The 15,884-nt window shown below is 65.3% G+C and carries 16 protein-coding genes and 2 pseudogenes; 4 read left to right on the forward strand and 14 right to left on the reverse strand.

The genetic code is table 11. The features are described 5' to 3' along the window. The 10 genes and pseudogenes from G3N93_RS42215 to G3N93_RS07625 form a co-directional block, all read right to left on the reverse strand. Positions 1–126: pseudogene (locus G3N93_RS42215) on the reverse strand (short-chain dehydrogenase); the annotation flags it as partial. Beyond that, positions 119–349, reverse strand: a pseudogene (locus G3N93_RS07585) (AMP-binding protein); the annotation flags it as partial. The pseudogenes G3N93_RS07585 and G3N93_RS42215, both read right to left, overlap by 8 nt. A gap of 47 nt (positions 350–396) precedes the next feature. Beyond that, on the reverse strand, positions 397–1,083 hold the full coding sequence (locus G3N93_RS07590) for a nitroreductase family protein (RefSeq protein ID WP_206132695.1): 687 nt from the start codon (positions 1,081–1,083) through the stop codon (positions 397–399). A gap of 12 nt (positions 1,084–1,095) precedes the next feature. Then, positions 1,096–2,262, reverse strand: coding sequence for a CaiB/BaiF CoA-transferase family protein (locus G3N93_RS07595; protein ID WP_206132696.1), 1,167 nt, complete (start codon positions 2,260–2,262; stop codon positions 1,096–1,098). 2 nt (positions 2,263–2,264) lie between these two features. Further along, positions 2,265–3,503, reverse strand: coding sequence for a CaiB/BaiF CoA-transferase family protein (locus G3N93_RS07600; protein ID WP_206132697.1), 1,239 nt, complete (start codon positions 3,501–3,503; stop codon positions 2,265–2,267). A 105-nt stretch (positions 3,504–3,608) separates the two neighbouring features. After that, a complete protein-coding gene (locus tag G3N93_RS07605; protein WP_174933236.1) occupies positions 3,609–4,775 on the reverse strand; it encodes an acyl-CoA dehydrogenase family protein in 1,167 nt (388 codons plus the stop codon). Positions 4,776–4,800: 25 nt separating this feature from the next. Further along, positions 4,801–5,262, reverse strand: a complete 462-nt coding sequence (locus G3N93_RS07610) for a MaoC family dehydratase (protein WP_206132698.1) — start codon at positions 5,260–5,262, stop codon at positions 4,801–4,803. Between the two features lie 33 nt (positions 5,263–5,295). Then, positions 5,296–6,183, reverse strand: coding sequence for a CoA ester lyase (locus G3N93_RS07615; protein ID WP_206132699.1), 888 nt, complete (start codon positions 6,181–6,183; stop codon positions 5,296–5,298). 381 nt (positions 6,184–6,564) lie between these two features. Beyond that, entirely contained in the window at positions 6,565–6,921 is a 357-nt protein-coding gene (locus tag G3N93_RS07620) for an alpha/beta hydrolase (RefSeq protein WP_241026452.1), read from the reverse strand. 88 nt (positions 6,922–7,009) lie between these two features. Further along, on the reverse strand, positions 7,010–7,801 hold the full coding sequence (locus tag G3N93_RS07625) for an MHYT domain-containing protein (protein ID WP_206132700.1): 792 nt from the start codon (positions 7,799–7,801) through the stop codon (positions 7,010–7,012). A 367-nt stretch (positions 7,802–8,168) separates the two neighbouring features. Here G3N93_RS07625 and G3N93_RS07630 point away from each other — a divergent pair, with 367 nt between their 5' ends. Continuing rightward, complete coding sequence (locus G3N93_RS07630; RefSeq protein WP_041492480.1) at positions 8,169–8,813, forward strand: carbonic anhydrase; 645 nt, start codon at positions 8,169–8,171, stop codon at positions 8,811–8,813. On the opposite strand, the gene G3N93_RS07635 is transcribed toward G3N93_RS07630, so the two are convergent. The 3 genes from G3N93_RS07635 to G3N93_RS07645 form a co-directional block, all read right to left on the reverse strand. Beyond that, positions 8,800–9,087: a hypothetical protein gene (locus G3N93_RS07635; protein ID WP_206132718.1), complete on the reverse strand. Its 288-nt coding sequence runs from the start codon at positions 9,085–9,087 to the stop codon at positions 8,800–8,802. The two genes, G3N93_RS07630 and G3N93_RS07635, sit on opposite strands and share 14 nt — an antisense overlap. Before the next feature lie 154 nt (positions 9,088–9,241). Next, the gene (locus tag G3N93_RS07640) at positions 9,242–10,423 is read right to left on the reverse strand and encodes a porin (RefSeq protein ID WP_206122280.1); all 1,182 of its coding nucleotides are present in this window, start codon (positions 10,421–10,423) and stop codon (positions 9,242–9,244) included. A gap of 443 nt (positions 10,424–10,866) precedes the next feature. After that, positions 10,867–11,238, reverse strand: coding sequence for a hypothetical protein (locus tag G3N93_RS07645; RefSeq protein ID WP_241026453.1), 372 nt, complete (start codon positions 11,236–11,238; stop codon positions 10,867–10,869). 398 nt (positions 11,239–11,636) lie between these two features. On the opposite strand from G3N93_RS07645, the gene G3N93_RS07650 reads away from it, so the two are divergent. From G3N93_RS07650 to G3N93_RS07660, 3 genes are all read left to right on the forward strand, one after another. Next, on the forward strand, positions 11,637–12,482 hold the full coding sequence (locus G3N93_RS07650) for an enoyl-CoA hydratase/isomerase family protein (protein ID WP_174983571.1): 846 nt from the start codon (positions 11,637–11,639) through the stop codon (positions 12,480–12,482). Then, positions 12,479–13,771: an acetyl-CoA hydrolase/transferase family protein gene (locus G3N93_RS07655; RefSeq protein WP_206132701.1), complete on the forward strand. Its 1,293-nt coding sequence runs from the start codon at positions 12,479–12,481 to the stop codon at positions 13,769–13,771. Before G3N93_RS07650 ends, G3N93_RS07655 begins: the two co-directional genes overlap by 4 nt. A 258-nt stretch (positions 13,772–14,029) precedes the next feature. Continuing rightward, positions 14,030–14,947, forward strand: a complete 918-nt coding sequence (locus G3N93_RS07660; protein ID WP_174933222.1) for a LysR family transcriptional regulator — start codon at positions 14,030–14,032, stop codon at positions 14,945–14,947. Between the two features lie 57 nt (positions 14,948–15,004). On the opposite strand, the gene G3N93_RS07665 is transcribed toward G3N93_RS07660, so the two are convergent. Then, a complete protein-coding gene (locus G3N93_RS07665; RefSeq protein WP_206132702.1) occupies positions 15,005–15,739 on the reverse strand; it encodes an ABC transporter substrate-binding protein in 735 nt (244 codons plus the stop codon). Positions 15,740–15,884: the final 145 nt, after the last annotated feature.

Here is a 15,884-nt window from a genome sequence, read left to right on the forward strand (position 1 = left end):
CGTCGGGTACAGCCAGCGGCCGGTTTGCGCGCACTGGGCCGAGATCGAGCTGAAGTTCACGATCGCGCCGCCGCTGCGCCGGACCATGTGCGGGTGCACGGCCTTCGCGAGCATCGCCGCCGACACGGCTGCACGCGATCAGCAGCGCCGCGTGCTCGCGGCCGTTCTCGGCCACCACCAGCCCGCGATCGCCGGCGCGCACGCCGTCGTCGCGCAGCTCGCGCGCGAGCGCATCGGACAGCGCGCCGACGTCCGCATAGCTCAGCGTGCGGTCGGCGAGATGAATGAACGGCCGCTCGGGGGCGTCGGTCAGCCAGCGATCCAGCAGTTCGTGAATACGTTCGGCCATGCTCGCATCTCCTTGCATCGATCTCGATCGTGCACAGCGTGCCACGCTCACGCGAAACGCGTCAGGTCGTCCACACCGGCGCGGGTGGTGCGGAATCGATTGACCGGGTGTTCGTCTTCCGCGTAACCGAACGAGATCGCGCAGATCATGTGCTGCGTATCGGGGATGTCGAAATAGTCGCGGACGAAATGCGCATGGCGCGCCAGCGCGCCCTGCGGCGTGGTGGCGACGCCGTGCGCATAGGCCGCGAGCAGGAACGACGACACGAAGCCGCCTGCGTCGACGAGTGCATACGGGCCCAGTTCCGCCGGCACCGTGACGATCGCCACGTGCGGCGCATCGAACAGGCGGAAGTTGCGGAATGCCTGCTCGGCGCTGCGCTCGCGGTCCTTCGGGCCGATGCCCAGCGACGCATAGAGCGCAATGCCGGCGCCGCGCCGGCGCTCAGCGTAGATGCCCTGGTAGCTCGGCGGGAACGGCAGATCCGATTCGTTCTCCGGATGATCCTGGACCCGCTGCATCAGCGCGTCGCGAAAGCGCTCGGTGCTTTCGGCGGTTTCGGTGATCACGAGTTGCCACGGTTGCACGTTGCACCACGACGCCGAGCGGCTGGCCATGGCGACGATGCTGCGGATCAGCTCGACGTCCAGCGCGTCGCGCCGGTACGCGCGACAGGTGGAGCGGCCGCTCGTCAGGCGATCCAGCGCCGCGAGTTCGGGAGTAGGGGGGGGCATGTCCGTCAGGTCTCAGATGAAGGTGCCTCGCGCACGACAGGCGTCGATTTGCGCGTCGGGCAGCCAGCCCTGCAGCGCGGCGATCGCGTTGTCGGTCGTCGGTGCCGCGGGCGCCTCGGGCCGTGCGGCCGGCGTGCGCGAAAAGCGCGGGCCCGGCGCCGGGTGCGTCACGCCGTCGAGGTCGACGAACATGCCGCGTGCCTGAGCGTGCGGATGGCTCGGCGCTTCGTCGAAGTCGAGCACGGGCGCCACGCACACGTCGAGGTGGCCGAGCCGTTGCACCCATTCGTCGCGCGTGCGCTCCCTGAATTTTTCGGCGAACACCTGCTTGGCTTGCGGCCATTGCGCGCGATCCATCTGTGCCTGCAGCAGCGGGTGGTCCTGCAGATCGAGCTGTTCGAGCAACAGCCGGTAGAACTTGCTTTCGATGGGGCCGACGCTCACGTACTTGCCGTCGGCGCAGGCGTAGACCTCGTAGAACGGCGCGCCCGTGTCGAGCAGGTTGGTGCCGCGTGCGTTGTCGAGCATGCCGGCCGCATGCAGGCCCATCGTCACCGTCATGATCGACGCGACACCGTCCACCATCGCGGCATCGACCACCTGGCCTTTGCCCGAGCCACGCGCTTCGAGGATGCCCGCGAGCAGCCCGAACGCGAGATACAGCGAGCCGCCTGCATAGTCGCCGAGCACGTTGAGCGGCGGCGTCGGCGCCTGCCCGGCGCGGCCCATCGCATGCAGCGCGCCGGTGATCGAGATGTAGTTCAGGTCGTGCCCGGCCACCTGCGACAGCGGGCCGTCCTGCCCCCAGCCGGTCACGCGGCCGTAGACGAGGCGCGGGTTGCGCGCGAGGCACGGTTCGGGCCCGAGGCCGAGGCGTTCCATCACGCCGGGGCGAAACCCTTCGATCAGCGCGTCGGCGCTGGCGATCAGGTCGAGCACCAGGTCGACGGCGGCGGGATCCTTCAGGTCGACGCGAATCGACTTGCGGTTGCGCAGTCCGAGATCGAACTGCACCGGGCGCGGCGCGCCGAGGCCGGACGGCTCCTTGCGATCGATACGGATGACGGTGGCGCCCAGATCGGCGAGGAACATCGCGGCCAGCGGCCCGGGGCCGATGCCGGCGATTTCCACCACCTTGACGCCTGCGAGCGGACCGGTGCGGGAGGGGGCGGCGGACATGGTCAGATCACTCCCTCGTCGCGCAGTTGTTGCAGGCGCTCTTCCGGCAGCTTGAGCAGCTCCCGGTAGATCTCGTCGTTGGCAGCGCCGAGTGGCTGCGCGGGCTGGTCGAACTGTACGGGTGTCCCCGACAGCTTGATCGGCAGGCCCATGCCCATCGCGTTGACGCCGTCGAGGCCCGGGTGCTCGAGCCGCACCACGGCGCCGCGTTCCTGCAGCACCGGGTCCTTGAGCACGTCGAGCGGCGAGCGCACCGGGGCGGCCGGCACGCCGCGCTTGACCTGCAGCTCGGCGATCACTTCGTCCGTGCTGTGGCGGCGCGTCCACTCCTCGATGATCGCGTTGATCTCGGTCGCATGCTTCATGCGCGGGCCGCGTGTCGCGTAGCGCGGATCGGTGGCCATCTCGGGCCGGCCCACGGCTTCCATCAGGTTCTGGAACCAGTCGGGCTGGAAGGCCACCATCGCCACATAGCCGTCGCGCGTGCCGTACACGCCGAACGGCACCAGCCGATCCTGGAAGTTGCCCGAGCGTTTCGCATATCCGTGCTTCAGGAACACGTCGAAATGCTCCTCGGCCACGAGCGACGCGAGGCAGTCGAGCATCGATACCTGCACGCACTGGCCGACGCCCGTCCGGCCGCGGTGAATCAATGCGGCGAGGATGCCGTTGACCGCATACAGCGGCGCGATCAGGTCGGCGATCGGCAGGCCCGAGCGCGTCGGCGGGCCGTCGGCGAAGCCGGTCACGTCCATGATGCCGGACAGCGCCTGCACGATGATGTCCATGCCTTTCAGGTTCTGGTACGGGCTCGGTTCGCCGAACGCCTTGATCGACGCATAGACGATCTTCGGATTGACCTGGCGCACGCTTTCGTAGTCCACGCCGAGTCGTGTCGTGACGCCTTCGCTCGCGTTCTCGATGACGACGTCGGATTCCTTGACCAGCTCCATGAACAGCGCGCGGCCCTGCTCGGATTTCAGGTCGAGCGTGATGCTCTTCTTGTTGCGTGCACGGTTGAGGATGGTCAGCGACACTTCGTCGTCGCCCTTCACGCCAAAGTGGACGCCGTCCTTGCCGACGTACGGGGGATTGTTGCGCGCAATATCGCCGCCGCCGGGGGACTCGACACGGATGACTTCGGCGCCCATTCCACCCAGCAACAGCGATCCGTAGGGGCCGGCCAACGCCACGGTCAAATCGAGGACGCGAATGCCGTCCAGAGGTCTTGCAGCTGACATGCTTGTCTCCTGAATCTTGTGTGCGGGCGGTGCCTGGCCTGCATGGCCGGCACCGCTCGCGATCCGGCGATGCCCGGTGCGGGAACCGCCGGCGGATGGCCGCGCCTAGTAGGACTTCGGCAATCCGAGCTTGCGTTCAGCGATATTCGACAGAATGAGTTGCGGGGTGACAGGGGCAATGTAGCCGATCCACGCTTCCCGCATGAACCGTTCGACGTGGTACTCCTTCGCGTAACCGAAGCCGCCGTGCGTGAGGATCGCGGTCTGGCACGCGTTCATGCAGGCCTCGGATGCCAGCAGCTTCGCGGCGTTCGCCTCGGAGCCGCAGGACAGCCCTTTGTCGTAGAGTTCGGCGGCGGCCAGCATCATGTGATTGGCCGCTTCCAGCTCGGCCCAGTTGCGTGCCAGCGGATGCTGGACGCCCTGGTTCTGGCCGATCGGGCGGCCGAACACGACACGATCCTTTGCGTATTGCGTTGCGAGCTTGAGTACGGCGCGGCCCATGCCGATCTGCTCGGCGCCGACGAACACGCGTTCGGCGTTCATCCCGTGGAAGATGTAGCTCAGCCCCTTGCCTTCCTCGCCGATCAGCTCGTCCTTCGATACCGGCAGGTCGTCGATGAAGAGTTCGTTCGTATCGACTGCGGCGCGGCCGAGCTTGTCGATCTCGCGGATGTCGACATATTTGCGGTCGAGCTTCGTGTAGAACAGGCTCAACCCTTCGCTGTGCTTCTTCACCTGCTCGATCGGCGTGGTGCGCGCGAGGATCAGCATGTGGTCGGCCACTTGCGCGGTCGAGATGAAGACCTTCTTGCCGGAGAGCAGGTAATTGCCGTCGGGCTGCTTCTTCGCGACGACCTTCAGCTTCGTGGTGTCGAGGCCGGTGTCCGGCTCGGTGACCGCGAAGCACGCCTTGTGCTCGCCGCGCGTGAACGGCGGCAGCCACGCCTTCTTCTGTGCGTCGGTGCCGAAATGCACGACCGGCTGCAGGCCGAAGATGTTCATGTGGATGGTGGACGCCGCGGCCTGGCCGCCGCATTCGGCTGCCGTACGCAGAAAGAGGGCGGCTTCGGTTACACCCAGGTTGGCGCCGCCAAATTCCTCCGGCATGCAGATGCCGAGCCAGCCACCGCTCGCGACCGCGTCGAAGAACTCGTGCGGAAATTCGTGGTGCTTGTCCTTGTTGCGCCAGTATTCGAGCGGAAACTTCGCGCAGATCTTCTGCGCAGCGTCGATGATCGCCTGCTGGTCGGCACTGAGTTGGTAGTTCATGATCGGTTCTCCCGCTGGGGCGCCATCACGCGTTGTTGGCCGGGCGCAGCATCATCAGGCCCGTACGCACCGCCGTGCACACGATCTCGTCGCGCTGGTTTTTCGCCACGTGCTTGAACGTGACGATGCCCGAATCGTTGCGGCTCTTCGACACCCGCGTTTCGAGGATTTCGGTTTCGACGCGAATCGTGTCGCCGTGAAAAGTCGGCTTCGGAAACGCGATTTCGCCGAAGCCGAGATTGCCGAGCGTCGTGCCGAGCGTGGTTTCGTACACGGTGATGCCGGCCACCAGCGCGAGCAGGAACATGCTGTTCACGAGGCGCTGGCCGTACATCGTGTTCTTGCTGTATTCGGCGTCGATGTGCAGTGGCGCGCAGTTGTAGGTCATCGCCGAAAACAGCACGTTGTCGGTTTCGGTCACGGTGCGGCGGATCGCATGCTCGATGACCATGCCGGGCTTGAATTCTTCGAAGTAAAGGCCTGCCATTTTTTCTGTCTCCTTGGGTGTCCGGGTAAGCGATCAGCGATTGAACGACTGCGCGAGTTCGATGATTTCGCGTGCCGTCTTCGCGTGGGCGATGTCGATGTGCTCGCCGTCGTAGATGCACGATGCGCGCCCTTCGGCCTGGGCCTTGTCCAGCGCGTCGATCATGCCCTGGTAGAACGCCACTTCCTCTTCGGTCGGGCTGTAGGTGCGGTTGACGATCTCGACGTTCGACGGATGCAGCACGAGTTCGCCGCTCATGCCGAGCTGGCGGTCGTTCGCGGACGACACCTTGAGCCCTTCGAGGTCATGCACCTGCTGCCACACACCGCCGATCGGCAGCTTGCCGGCGGCGCGCGCGGCCATCACGATGCGCGATTTCAGGTACTGGGTTTCGCGGCCTTCGAGCGACCACACGGTCTTCAGCGCGCGGGCCACGTCGGCATTTTTTGCGGTGGCGCCGACGATTGCCGGCACGCGTTCGTGTTGCGCGATGTCATACGCGAGCTCCAGCGAACGCGCGGTTTCCAGCAGCGGGATCACCTTGGTATGGCCGACCGGTACGCCCGCGCGGTACTCGGCTTCGGCCAGCATCGACGACACGGTGTGAATGTCTTCCGGGCCGCAGGGCTTCGATATCACGATGCCTTCGACCACCGGGTTCACGATCGCGAGGATGTCGTCGAAGTCGTACAGGTGCGCGCTGCGGTTGATGCGCACCCAGATGCGCTGCTTCTGCTCGGCCAGCCACGCGAGCTTCGACCGGACGATTTCGCGCGCCTCGACTTTCTGTGCGGGCGGCACGCTGTCCTCGAGATCGAGGATCAGCGCATCGGCTTTCGATTGAATGGACTTCTCGATCCAGGTCGGCTTGTTGCCTGGAACGAAGAGGAAGGAACGGATGGGTTTCATCTGCGTCGTCATGATGGTTTCGGCCTGTTGATGGGGTCGCCTGATTCATCGTTAGGCATCAACCTAACAACTGGTAGTTAGTTTGGCGCTCAAATCGCGAGACCGTCATTGGGGTTTATACGGAGATGCAGTGCAGAGGCAGGCAGCGCGTGGCGCGAGCCGGGGGCGGGAGGCCGGCCGCGTGCAGGTGGGCAGCTTGCGGGCCGAAGGGGAGGCGAGCGCATTGCGGCAGCGGGCGTATGCCGGCGCAGTGTGTGTCGTGACGCCGATCCGCAAGCATCACGGTATCAATGCACCAATGCATGCGGCCGGCTTGCCCAGGGGAGGCAAGCCGGCCGTCGTTCACGTTGCACGATCCGGCCGCGGTGGCGCCGTGCCGTGCGGAGGCGCGCGTTACAGCTTGCCGTTGAAGAACGGCGCGAGCACGGAAACGGCTTCATCGACGTACTGCGGCACGTCGTACAGCGACATGTGGTTCGCGCCTTCGACCACATGAAGGTGCTTGTCGGTGCTGGCCGCGCGGGCGAGCAGGTCGTCGCTCATCCATTTGCTGCCCGCGACGCTGCCGGCCACGATCTGCAGCGGTTGCGTGAGGAACGCTTCAGCCTGGTGGTACGCGTCGTACGTGATGATCTGGTTGAGGCTGCGGGCGGTCATGAAGCCGGGTGCATTCGGATGCGCGCAGCGCGGCGTATGGTAGTACTCCCATGCTTCTTCCAGTTCCTTGTTCGGCGCGTCTTCCTTGCGCATCGGCGCGAGCGGCAGCGTGGCGAGCGGCGCGCCGGATGCAGCCGGAACATCAGGTTTCGCGTGATCGGATGAAATCGATCATGCCCTGTTAGCGAGTGGGATTCCGTTGATCGAGATGGGCGCTCAACGTCGCCTGAGCGCGTACTCGCGCCTGGGAGTTGGTCCGGGCATCCAGAAGCATGATCACGGTGGTGACCGCGAAAATCACCAGGCTGAAAGTCACGACGATACCGGCCAGCCACGGTGCGGGGAGATCGGAGACGGTCGCCGTCGAGTAGGCGCCTTGTTCGAAACGGGCCGCTGCCATGCCGCAATAGTGCATCCCGCACACGGCAACGCCCATGACGATTGCCGAACCGATCTGGCGTGTTCTGCCGAATGTGCTCGGCCGGCGCAGGTCGAAGGCCAGCAACAAGGCGGCGCCACTGGCCAGGATCGCGATGATGACGGACAGCGCGACCAGCCAGGGCTGGTATCGAATGCCGGAGCAGATGCTCATTGCCTGCATGCCGAGATAGTGCATGCCGGCGACGCCCAGTCCCATGACGATTGCGCTGACAATGAGTAGCGGCCAGTGCAGACTGAAGCGGGAAAGCGGTACAAAGCCGACCGCCGATGCAGCGATCGCAATAAACAAGGAAGCGATGGTGGTGGGAATGTCGTATCCGATCGCGACAGGCAGGTGAAATGCCAGCATGGCGACGAAATGCATCGACCAGATACCGAGCCCCATGATGCAACCGCCGAAAGCGATCCAAGGCCAGATCGAACGATTTCCGACGAGATTCAGGCGATCGGAGATATTGAGTGCCGCAAACGATGCGAGGATCGAAAGCAGGCAGGAAAGTACGACGAGCGTAGGGTCGTAGGTGCCGGACATGATCGTTATTCTCGGTTATAGGCTTTTTGGTCGTTTTTGAAGGCGCCATTCCTTTGCGAGCGCGCCATCCCCTCGTGTGTCCCGCAAATATACCGAAACCCGGAATCGAATCAAGGGCGCCTCGGCCAGTTTAGGGGGGGGGGCGTCGACGTTGCGCACGCGCTCGAACCGTGCAGTGTTTTCGATCGCGGGCGGACGGTGTCGGATGTACAGTGCACGCGTGAGGGCGCACGGAGGTAGTCCGGCTGGCCGACGTCCGCGCCAACCCGATCGCGACGCCGCGATCTGCGATAATGGCGCCCGCCTTGGCGGACGGCAGCGTACGATCGCGTTGCCGCCCGCCGCGAATTCGTATCAGGAGAATCCCGTGCGCGACATCATCGACGGTTTCCTGCGCTTTCAGCGCGAGGTCTACCCGCAACGTGTCGAGCTGTTCAAGCAGCTCGCGACCACCCAAAATCCCAAGGCGCTGTTCGTGACCTGCTCGGACAGCCGCGTGGTGCCGGAACTGCTGACGCAGCGTGAGCCGGGCGAACTGTTCGTGATTCGCAACGCGGGCAACATCGTTCCGTCGTACGGACCGGAACCGGGGGGCGTGTCGGCCACGGTCGAGTATGCGGTCGCCGTGCTCGGCGTGCGGGATATCGTCATTTGCGGGCACTCGGATTGCGGCGCGATGGGCGCGATCTCACGGTGCACGTGCCTGGACCATATGCCGGCCGTTGCGAACTGGTTGCGCCACTCCGATGCCGCGAAGGCCATCAATGCCGCGCATCAGTTCGACTCCCCTCGGGCGAAGCTCGACGGCCTGGTGCGCGAGAACGTGATCGCGCAGCTCGCCAACCTGCGCACGCATCCGTCGGTCGCCCTCGCGCTCGAGCAGGGACGAATGAATCTGCACGGTTGGGTCTACGACATCGAGATGGGGCGCATCGACGCACTCGACGGGGCGACGCGCCATTTCGTCCCGTTGAGCGAGTCGCCGGCCACGGTGGCGGTCAAGTCGTACTGAGCGCCGAGACCTTGTTCCGGCCGGGCGCGTTGGCGTTGTATAGCGCTTCGTCAGCCGCTTTGATGATCGCGCCCGCTTCCATGTCCTGATCCGACGGCCAGCTCGCCGCTTTTCGACGCTCGGCCGCGAAGCGGATGACTGCGCCGAAGTCGCCGCGGGTGTGAATTGACTGGAGCCACAGCGAGTGCGGCTGCGGAACCCGGCGCGCCCGTTCGACGTCGAGTTCGCCCTCGGCTTGCAGCGCTGCAAGCAGGACGCAGCCGGTCGCATTCACCCTGCCGAGTCGGACAATCGAAAGCACCGACCCGTCGGCCCCTCACCAACGCATCGCGCCGCAAGTCGCCACGCACCAGCCGGATCACGTTGCTCCAGCGGGTTCGCAGCGCCTTGCGGCGCGTCCGGACCTCGATCGACCTGATCGTGCGGTATCAGAACCGGTGTCGAATGGCGACGCGCAGCGCCGTCTGGTGATTGGACGTCGACGGCGTCAACTGGTTGATCGATGCGACGGCGATATGGCCGGTCGAATCCCTCCCGCTGGCGCGCTGATACGTGCCGACGAAGTACACGTCGGTCCGCTTCGACAGGAAGTAGTCGGCGCCGAACGATGCCTGGTTGTAGTGCGCGCCGCTCTGGCCATCGGCGCCGCTGTTCTTCGTGTAGACATACGCGGCGCCGACGAGGAAGGCCGGCGTGATCTGATACTTCACGTTCAGCTCGGCGTTGTTGAATTTCGCCGTGCCGGCGATGCCGCCTGCCGGTACGGGGCCCGTCGTCGTATCGCCGAGGCCGCGGAACTGCGTATTCGAATAGGTCGCGCCCACGGTGAACGCACCGATCGTGTACGCGGCGCCCGTGCCGATGACCTGCAGCGTATGCGCCGACGCATAGCCCGAAATCACCGGCGATGCGCCGAAGTTCGAGCCGGGTACTTCGTTGACGGTCGCGGCGACGGTGCCGCCCGAACCGTAGAACGACGTATTCGGATTCCGCACATTCAGGTAGCCCGCGGCCAGCGCGAGCGGGCCGTTCGTGTAGCTGGCGCCGGCCGACCAGATCTGGTTGCGGCCGGTGCGCCCCGGCACGCCGCCCAGCGAGTAGAGGGCGGTTGCGGTCAAGCCGTGAAAGACGGGGCTGGTGTACTTGATCGCGTTGTTGACGCGGTTCGTGTTGTTGAAGTTGTCGTTGTCGGACGGATGAGCGGCGAGGTAGCCGCCCCATTGATCGCCTGCCTCGAACAGGCCGAGGGAGTCGACGACGGAATCGTACTGGCGCCCGAGCGTCATCGTGCCGTAAGGGCTGGACAGGCCGACATAGACTTGCCGCCCGAACCCGAGCCCACCCTGGCCGAGTTTGCCGGTATTGACGTCGAAGCCGTTTTCCATCACGGCGACCACACCATAGCCCGCGCCGAGGTCTTCCTTGATGCGCAGCCCCCAGCGGCTGCCGTTCAGCACGCCGCTCGCCATCGCGTACTGGTGGTTGCCCGACGCATTGCTGACGTAGTTGATCCCTTCGTCAAGAATGCCGTAGAGCTGCACGGTGCTTTGCGCATGCGCTGTCCCACTGACGAACCCGGCTGCTGCGCAAAGCGCAATCGTCTTTCTCATTGAACGTCTCCAAAGTTTCTTCTGAATTCATGTTGTATGGCGCCGCGATTTTTCGTCTGACATTTGATCAGTACAACAGATCAATGGCGTCGAATCGACGACCAGGTGAAACGCTCATCCTGATCCGTTCAACCGAATCCGGAACCTCATGTCATCGCAGCGTTGATTGATTAGATTCGGGGCGAATGTCGCCGGTCAACCGCTTGGGCCCAGAGATTCCGTGCATTGAAAACGACGGTGTCGCGGGCCCCGCAATCAGCGTGGAGACCCTTAAGGGTAAAGCCGCATCAGGGCAGAGCGATGGGAGAAGTGCGCAGCGCGGAGGCTGGCAGAGACATGCGCATCGGCGCATTCGCGGTTGGCCCTTTCATGGTTGTTCATGGGCCTGTCGCGCGTCAAGCAAGGCTGATTCGTGTTCCGTTCGGCAGGCAGATCGCGGCCGATTACTGGATGCGCTTGCGCTTCCGGGCAGCGCCTGCATGTTCGATGTCGTCGGCTTCGACATTGGCCTTCGCGATGCGCATCGCCTGATCGAACTGCGTGCCGGTTGCAACATGACGATGATCGACGCTGATCAACCAGCCGCGACCGCTGTGGCACCAGCGGATCCGACGATCATCCAGCAACTCGGCAAACCATCGCCACAGCGCCGCGTCTTCCGCGTTGGCGCTGTCGCGTGCCGCCTCGCGTGCAACCCGCATGTTCGATGCGCAGTTTTCCGGGCGCCGCTTCTGCGCGGTGTCCGTCCTGCAATCGGCCACGCCGGCCTTGACGTTCGCGTCTGCGAGACGTTCGATCGCGAGCGATACCTTCATTCTTCGTCTCCTTTCCATTCGACCACTCACCGTCAGCCACGCGAAAAAAACCGGGGCACTCGGGGAGAACCCACAGTGTCGGTTCGACCGTCGTGACGTCAAGACTGCCTGCCCGACGATTCCGTACTTCGAAAGGCGCGTGAAGCCAGTGGAACGCGTCGCGCGTGCCGGATCGTGATGCACCGACGCGCGCGCCGCACGCGGCCGTTCCGACGTACGGAACAACGCCCGCGCGTGGATTGACGCGTTCAGCGGCCGCGCACACGATGGGCAGCGACACCGATCGGGTTTCGCGATGTCGTCGGCTGCGTTCAAGGAGGTTCCGGACGCGGGCCAATCGATGCGTCCGGAACGATCGCCACGCCGCCCGGCGAGCCCAACATGGAAAGGGAAGCATCATGTCCGAAAGCAGTCAGCACGCGTCCGACTACGCGTCGTATTCAAGCCTGGCGTTCGACCGCCCCGCGAAAGGCGTCTTGCGCATCACGCTCAACCGGCCGGAGCGGCTCAACGCGCTCGATGCGCGCGGCCATGACGAACTCGCGCGCGTATGGCGGGAAGTCGACGAGGATCCGAGCGTCTCCGCCGTGATCCTGTGCGGCGCGGGCAAGGCATTTTCCGCCGGCGGCGACTTCGACATGGTCGAGGAAATGATCGACTCGTTCGACGCACGCGTGCGCGTGTGGCGCGAATCGAAGGACCTCGTCTACAACATCATCAACTGCTCGAAGCCGATCGTATCGGCGATCCACGGCTCGGCCGTCGGCGCCGGCCTGGTGGCGGCGCTCCTCGCGGACATCTCGGTGGCTGGCCGGACCGCGCGCCTGGTTGACGGCCACACGCGGCTCGGCGTCGCCGCCGGCGATCATGCGGCGATCATCTGGCCGCTGCTGTGCGGGATGGCGAAGGCGAAGTACCACCTGATGCTGTGCGAGCCCGTGAACGGCGAGAAGGCCGAGCAGATCGGCCTCGTCTCCGTCGCGGTGGACGACGCGGAGGTGCAGGAAACCGCGCTGTCGATCGCCGTGCGGCTCGCGAACGGCGCGCCGTCGGCGACGCGCTGGACCAAGTACGCGCTGAACAACTGGCTGCGCCAGGCCGGGCCGACGTTCGACGCGTCGCTCGCACTGGAGATGTTCGGTTTCGGCGGGGCCGAAGTGCGCGAAGGCGTGAAATCGTTCCGCGAGAAGCGCGCGCCCGAGTTTCCCGTGACTACGCCGGTGTCGCCGGATCGATCTGCATGAACGACCTCGCACAGGAGATTCCGGGCCGCGCGAGCGCTGCCGCCGCGTCCGGCGGCAGCGTGGATCTTGCCGCGATCATTCGTCCCGGCGATACGGTGATGTGGGGCCAGTCGCACGCCGAACCCGTGACGCTGATGCGCGCACTCGTCGCGCAGCGCGAGCGCCTGAAGCGGATCCGCATCTTCCTCGGGATCGGTCTCTCCGACGTGCTCGCGCCCGAGCATGCCGATGCGTTCGACTTCCTTGCCTACTGCGGCAGCGGATCGAATCGTGCGCTCGCCCGTGCCGGGGTGCTCGACATTCTTCCGGCGCACTATTCGCAACTGCCGGAACTGATCCGCGACGGCCGGCTGCGGATCGACGTCGTGATGCTGCAGGTGTCGCCGCCGGACGAACAGGGCCGCTACAGCCTCGGGCTGGCGCGCGAATATCTGGTCGAAGCGGTGAAGCATGCGCGCGCGATCGTCGCGGAAGTGCATCCCGACGTGCCGTGGACCTACGGCAGCCCGACGCTCGGCGCGGCCGACATCGACCTGCTGGTTGAATCGGATGCATCGTTTCCCGAAGCCGCGGCCACTGCGCCGGGGCCGGTCGAACTGGCGATCGGACGGCACGTCGCGTCGCTCGTCGAAGATGGCGCGACGTTGCAGACGGGCATCGGTTCGATTCCGGACGCGGTGATGGCGGCCTTGCACGACAAGCGCGATCTCGGCGTGCATACCGGCAGCATCGGGGACGGCGTCGCGGCGTTGTGCGAAGCCGGCGTCGTGACGAATGCCCGCAAGACGATCGATGCGGGGATCACCGTCGGTGGCGTGATCATCGGCTCCGAGCGGGTGCGGCGCTTCGCGCACCGCAACCCCGCGCTCGAGCTGCGCGGCACCGAGTACACGCACAATCCGCACGTGCTGCGCCGGATCGACCGCTTCGTCGCGATCAATTCGGCGGTGGAGGTCGACCTGACGGGGCAGATCAACGCCGAGGCGATCGGCGGCACGTATGTCGGCGCAGTGGGCGGCGTGGCGGACTTCCTGCGTGCGGCGCAGGCCAGCCGGGGCGGTGTGCCGGTCGTTGCGTTGCCGTCGACTGCCGGCCGGCACAGCCGCATCGTGCCGCGCGTGACGGGGCCCGTCACGATACCGCGAAGCGATGCATGCGTGATCGTCACCGAGTACGGGATCGCCGATTTGCGCGGTCTGTCGCTCGCGCAGCGCATTCCGAGGATGATTGCTGTTGCACATCCGGATCATCGCGAGCAGCTGGAGCGCTCGCTTCATGCAGGCGGGTGAGAAGGCCGCGCACGTCGTCCACGCGATCGTGCGGAAGCGGGCCGCGAATGCAGGGGTGAAACCCGCGACGAAGGCTCGGCACGGTTCAGGCTGACGCCGCACCGCCGTTGTATGAATGCGCACCGGCAGCGGGTGTACGATCGAGACTTCGATATCGGACGCCGGCGAAGCGTGGCATGGCGGGATCGGGGAGAACGTGCCCGTACGCATCGCTTCATGACGTCCGACCGCGTCATGAAGCGATGCATGCGAGGAGACATGAGTACATTCAACCGATTGCACCTGATTCGGCAGGTCGATTTGTTCACGCTGAAATTGTTCCTGTCGGCAGTCGAGGAGCAACAGATCGGCCTTGCTGCGATTCGCGAGAATATCGCGGCGTCCACGGCGACCAAGCGTATCCAGGATCTCGAGGACATCGCCGGCGTCAGGCTTCTCGAGCGCGGCCCGAAGGGGGTATTACCGAGTCCGGCGGGCGAAGTCCTCCTGCGCTATATCCGGAAGATCTTCGACGAGCTGGACGACATGCGGTCCGAAATCGCCTCCTTTACCGACGGTATGCAAGGCGAGCTGACCGTCGCGTCGGCACGGTCGATCATCGTGCCGTTCTTGGCGCGTGAAGTCGGCGAGTTCAGCCGCGAGTATCCACTGGTGGACCTCTTGATCCAGGAATTCGAGAATGCCGAGATCGTGCAGGCGGTCGTCCGCGGCGAAGCCGACATCGGTGTGTTCGCCGCGGCGCACGAGCTCGACCTGGGTGGCGTCGATATCACGCCGTACCGTGAGGACCGGTTGATCGCCGTCGTACCGAAGGGGCATCGTCTTGACGGGCGCGCGACCGTGACCTTCAAGGACCTTCTGCCGGAAAACGTCATTGCCGTGACGGCGATGGTCGGTGCGATACGCACGGCCGCACGGCGCCTCGGGGAAGAATTCAAGCCGCGCTACAACGTCCGGAGTGCAGGGGTCGCGGTCAGCCTCGTGCAAGCCGGACTGGGCGTCACCATTCAACCGGAGTGCCTGGTCAGCCATGAGCTGTTCAGCCGGGTTGCGGTCGTGGAGCTGGCCGAACCATGGGCCGTCCGACGCATTCACATCGCGACCGCGCGCGGGCGCGAACCGAATCCGATCGTGCGCGCACTAGTCAAGCAACTGCTCGACCGGCCACGCGACTGAAAGGCGGGCCGACGGCGGACACGACACTCCGCCGCATTGAGGCCACGATGTTTTCAATCACGCCTGCGGCGCGACGGATGCGCCGGTGATGCCATGCCGCCGCAATGAATCCGCGACGAAGCCCGACGCCTTCATTTCCTCGACGAACGCATTCAGCATGGCCGCGGCCGCTTCGCCGCGACTCTTCGGCACCCCCATGGCCTGCCGGATCACCATGAACCGCTCGTCGAGCAGGCGCAGGCCGGACGTTTTAGCCGCGTCGCTCTCGAGCTGCTGCTTCACGCCGGCAGCCACTTCCAGTTGCTGTTCGATGAAGGTTTGCACGACGGCTTGCGACGTCGGCGCACGCACGATCTGCGCGGCCTTCAGTTCGCGCGTGAGGAACAGGTCGTAGGCGCTGCCTTTGCCGACGGTCACGCGGTTGCCCGGCTGGTCGACGTCCGCGTTCGTGCGGATCGGCGACGCTTCGCGCACGAGATAGAACCCCTCGATCAGCACATACGGCGCCGTGAACGCGACCGTTTCGCCACGCAGCGGATCGACCGCGAAGAAGCCGAAATCGGCGCGCTCGTCGGTCAGCGCCTGCACCGATTTGCCGGCGGCGTCGAACACCACGAGCTCCAGCTCGGCCGACAGGCGTTCGGCGAACGCGCGCGCGAGGTCGATCGACACGCCGAACGGTTCGCCGGTTACCGGGTCGCGGTTCGCGAGGATCGGGTTGCCGAGGTTGATCGACGCGCGCAGCTTGCCGGTCGGCGTGAACGCGGAGAGGACGGAGGGGGCGAGAGGCATGGGAGGCTCGTTGCGGTCGTAGGGTTCGGGGCGCGTCGATGCGCGACTGATCGTCGGCATCGAGCTTATCACCTGGCTTTCGTCATGGCGGAGCGTCGAGCGGCGCAAGCTTGCCTTCGTTGCCAACCGGGAGGCGCGATTTATG

The organism is Burkholderia sp. Se-20378, assembly GCF_017104665.1.
Classification (GTDB): Bacteria; Pseudomonadota; Gammaproteobacteria; order Burkholderiales; family Burkholderiaceae; genus Burkholderia; species Burkholderia lata.

Bases quoted from the DNA above. Each gene is read 5' to 3' on its own strand.
- G3N93_RS07605 (WP_174933236.1), bottom strand. From the start codon at position 4,775: ATGAACTACCAACTCAGTGCCGACCAGCAGGCGATCATCGACGCTGCG.
- G3N93_RS07665 (WP_206132702.1), bottom strand. From the start codon at position 15,739: ATGCCTCTCGCCCCCTCCGTCCTCTCCGCGTTCACGCCGACCGGCAAG.
- G3N93_RS07615 (WP_206132699.1), bottom strand. From the start codon at position 6,183: ATGACGACGCAGATGAAACCCATCCGTTCCTTCCTCTTCGTTCCAGGC.
- G3N93_RS07600 (WP_206132697.1), bottom strand. From the start codon at position 3,503: ATGTCAGCTGCAAGACCTCTGGACGGCATTCGCGTCCTCGATTTGACC.
- G3N93_RS07655 (WP_206132701.1), top strand. From the start codon at position 12,479: ATGAACGACCTCGCACAGGAGATTCCGGGCCGCGCGAGCGCTGCCGCC.
- G3N93_RS07620 (WP_241026452.1), bottom strand. From the start codon at position 6,921: ATGCGCAAGGAAGACGCGCCGAACAAGGAACTGGAAGAAGCATGGGAG.
- G3N93_RS07645 (WP_241026453.1), bottom strand. From the start codon at position 11,238: ATGAAGGTATCGCTCGCGATCGAACGTCTCGCAGACGCGAACGTCAAG.
- G3N93_RS07650 (WP_174983571.1), top strand. From the start codon at position 11,637: ATGTCCGAAAGCAGTCAGCACGCGTCCGACTACGCGTCGTATTCAAGC.
- G3N93_RS07595 (WP_206132696.1), bottom strand. From the start codon at position 2,262: ATGTCCGCCGCCCCCTCCCGCACCGGTCCGCTCGCAGGCGTCAAGGTG.
- G3N93_RS07640 (WP_206122280.1), bottom strand. From the start codon at position 10,423: ATGAGAAAGACGATTGCGCTTTGCGCAGCAGCCGGGTTCGTCAGTGGG.
- G3N93_RS07625 (WP_206132700.1), bottom strand. From the start codon at position 7,801: ATGTCCGGCACCTACGACCCTACGCTCGTCGTACTTTCCTGCCTGCTT.
- G3N93_RS07590 (WP_206132695.1), bottom strand. From the start codon at position 1,083: ATGCCCCCCCCTACTCCCGAACTCGCGGCGCTGGATCGCCTGACGAGC.
- G3N93_RS07610 (WP_206132698.1), bottom strand. From the start codon at position 5,262: ATGGCAGGCCTTTACTTCGAAGAATTCAAGCCCGGCATGGTCATCGAG.
- G3N93_RS07660 (WP_174933222.1), top strand. From the start codon at position 14,030: ATGAGTACATTCAACCGATTGCACCTGATTCGGCAGGTCGATTTGTTC.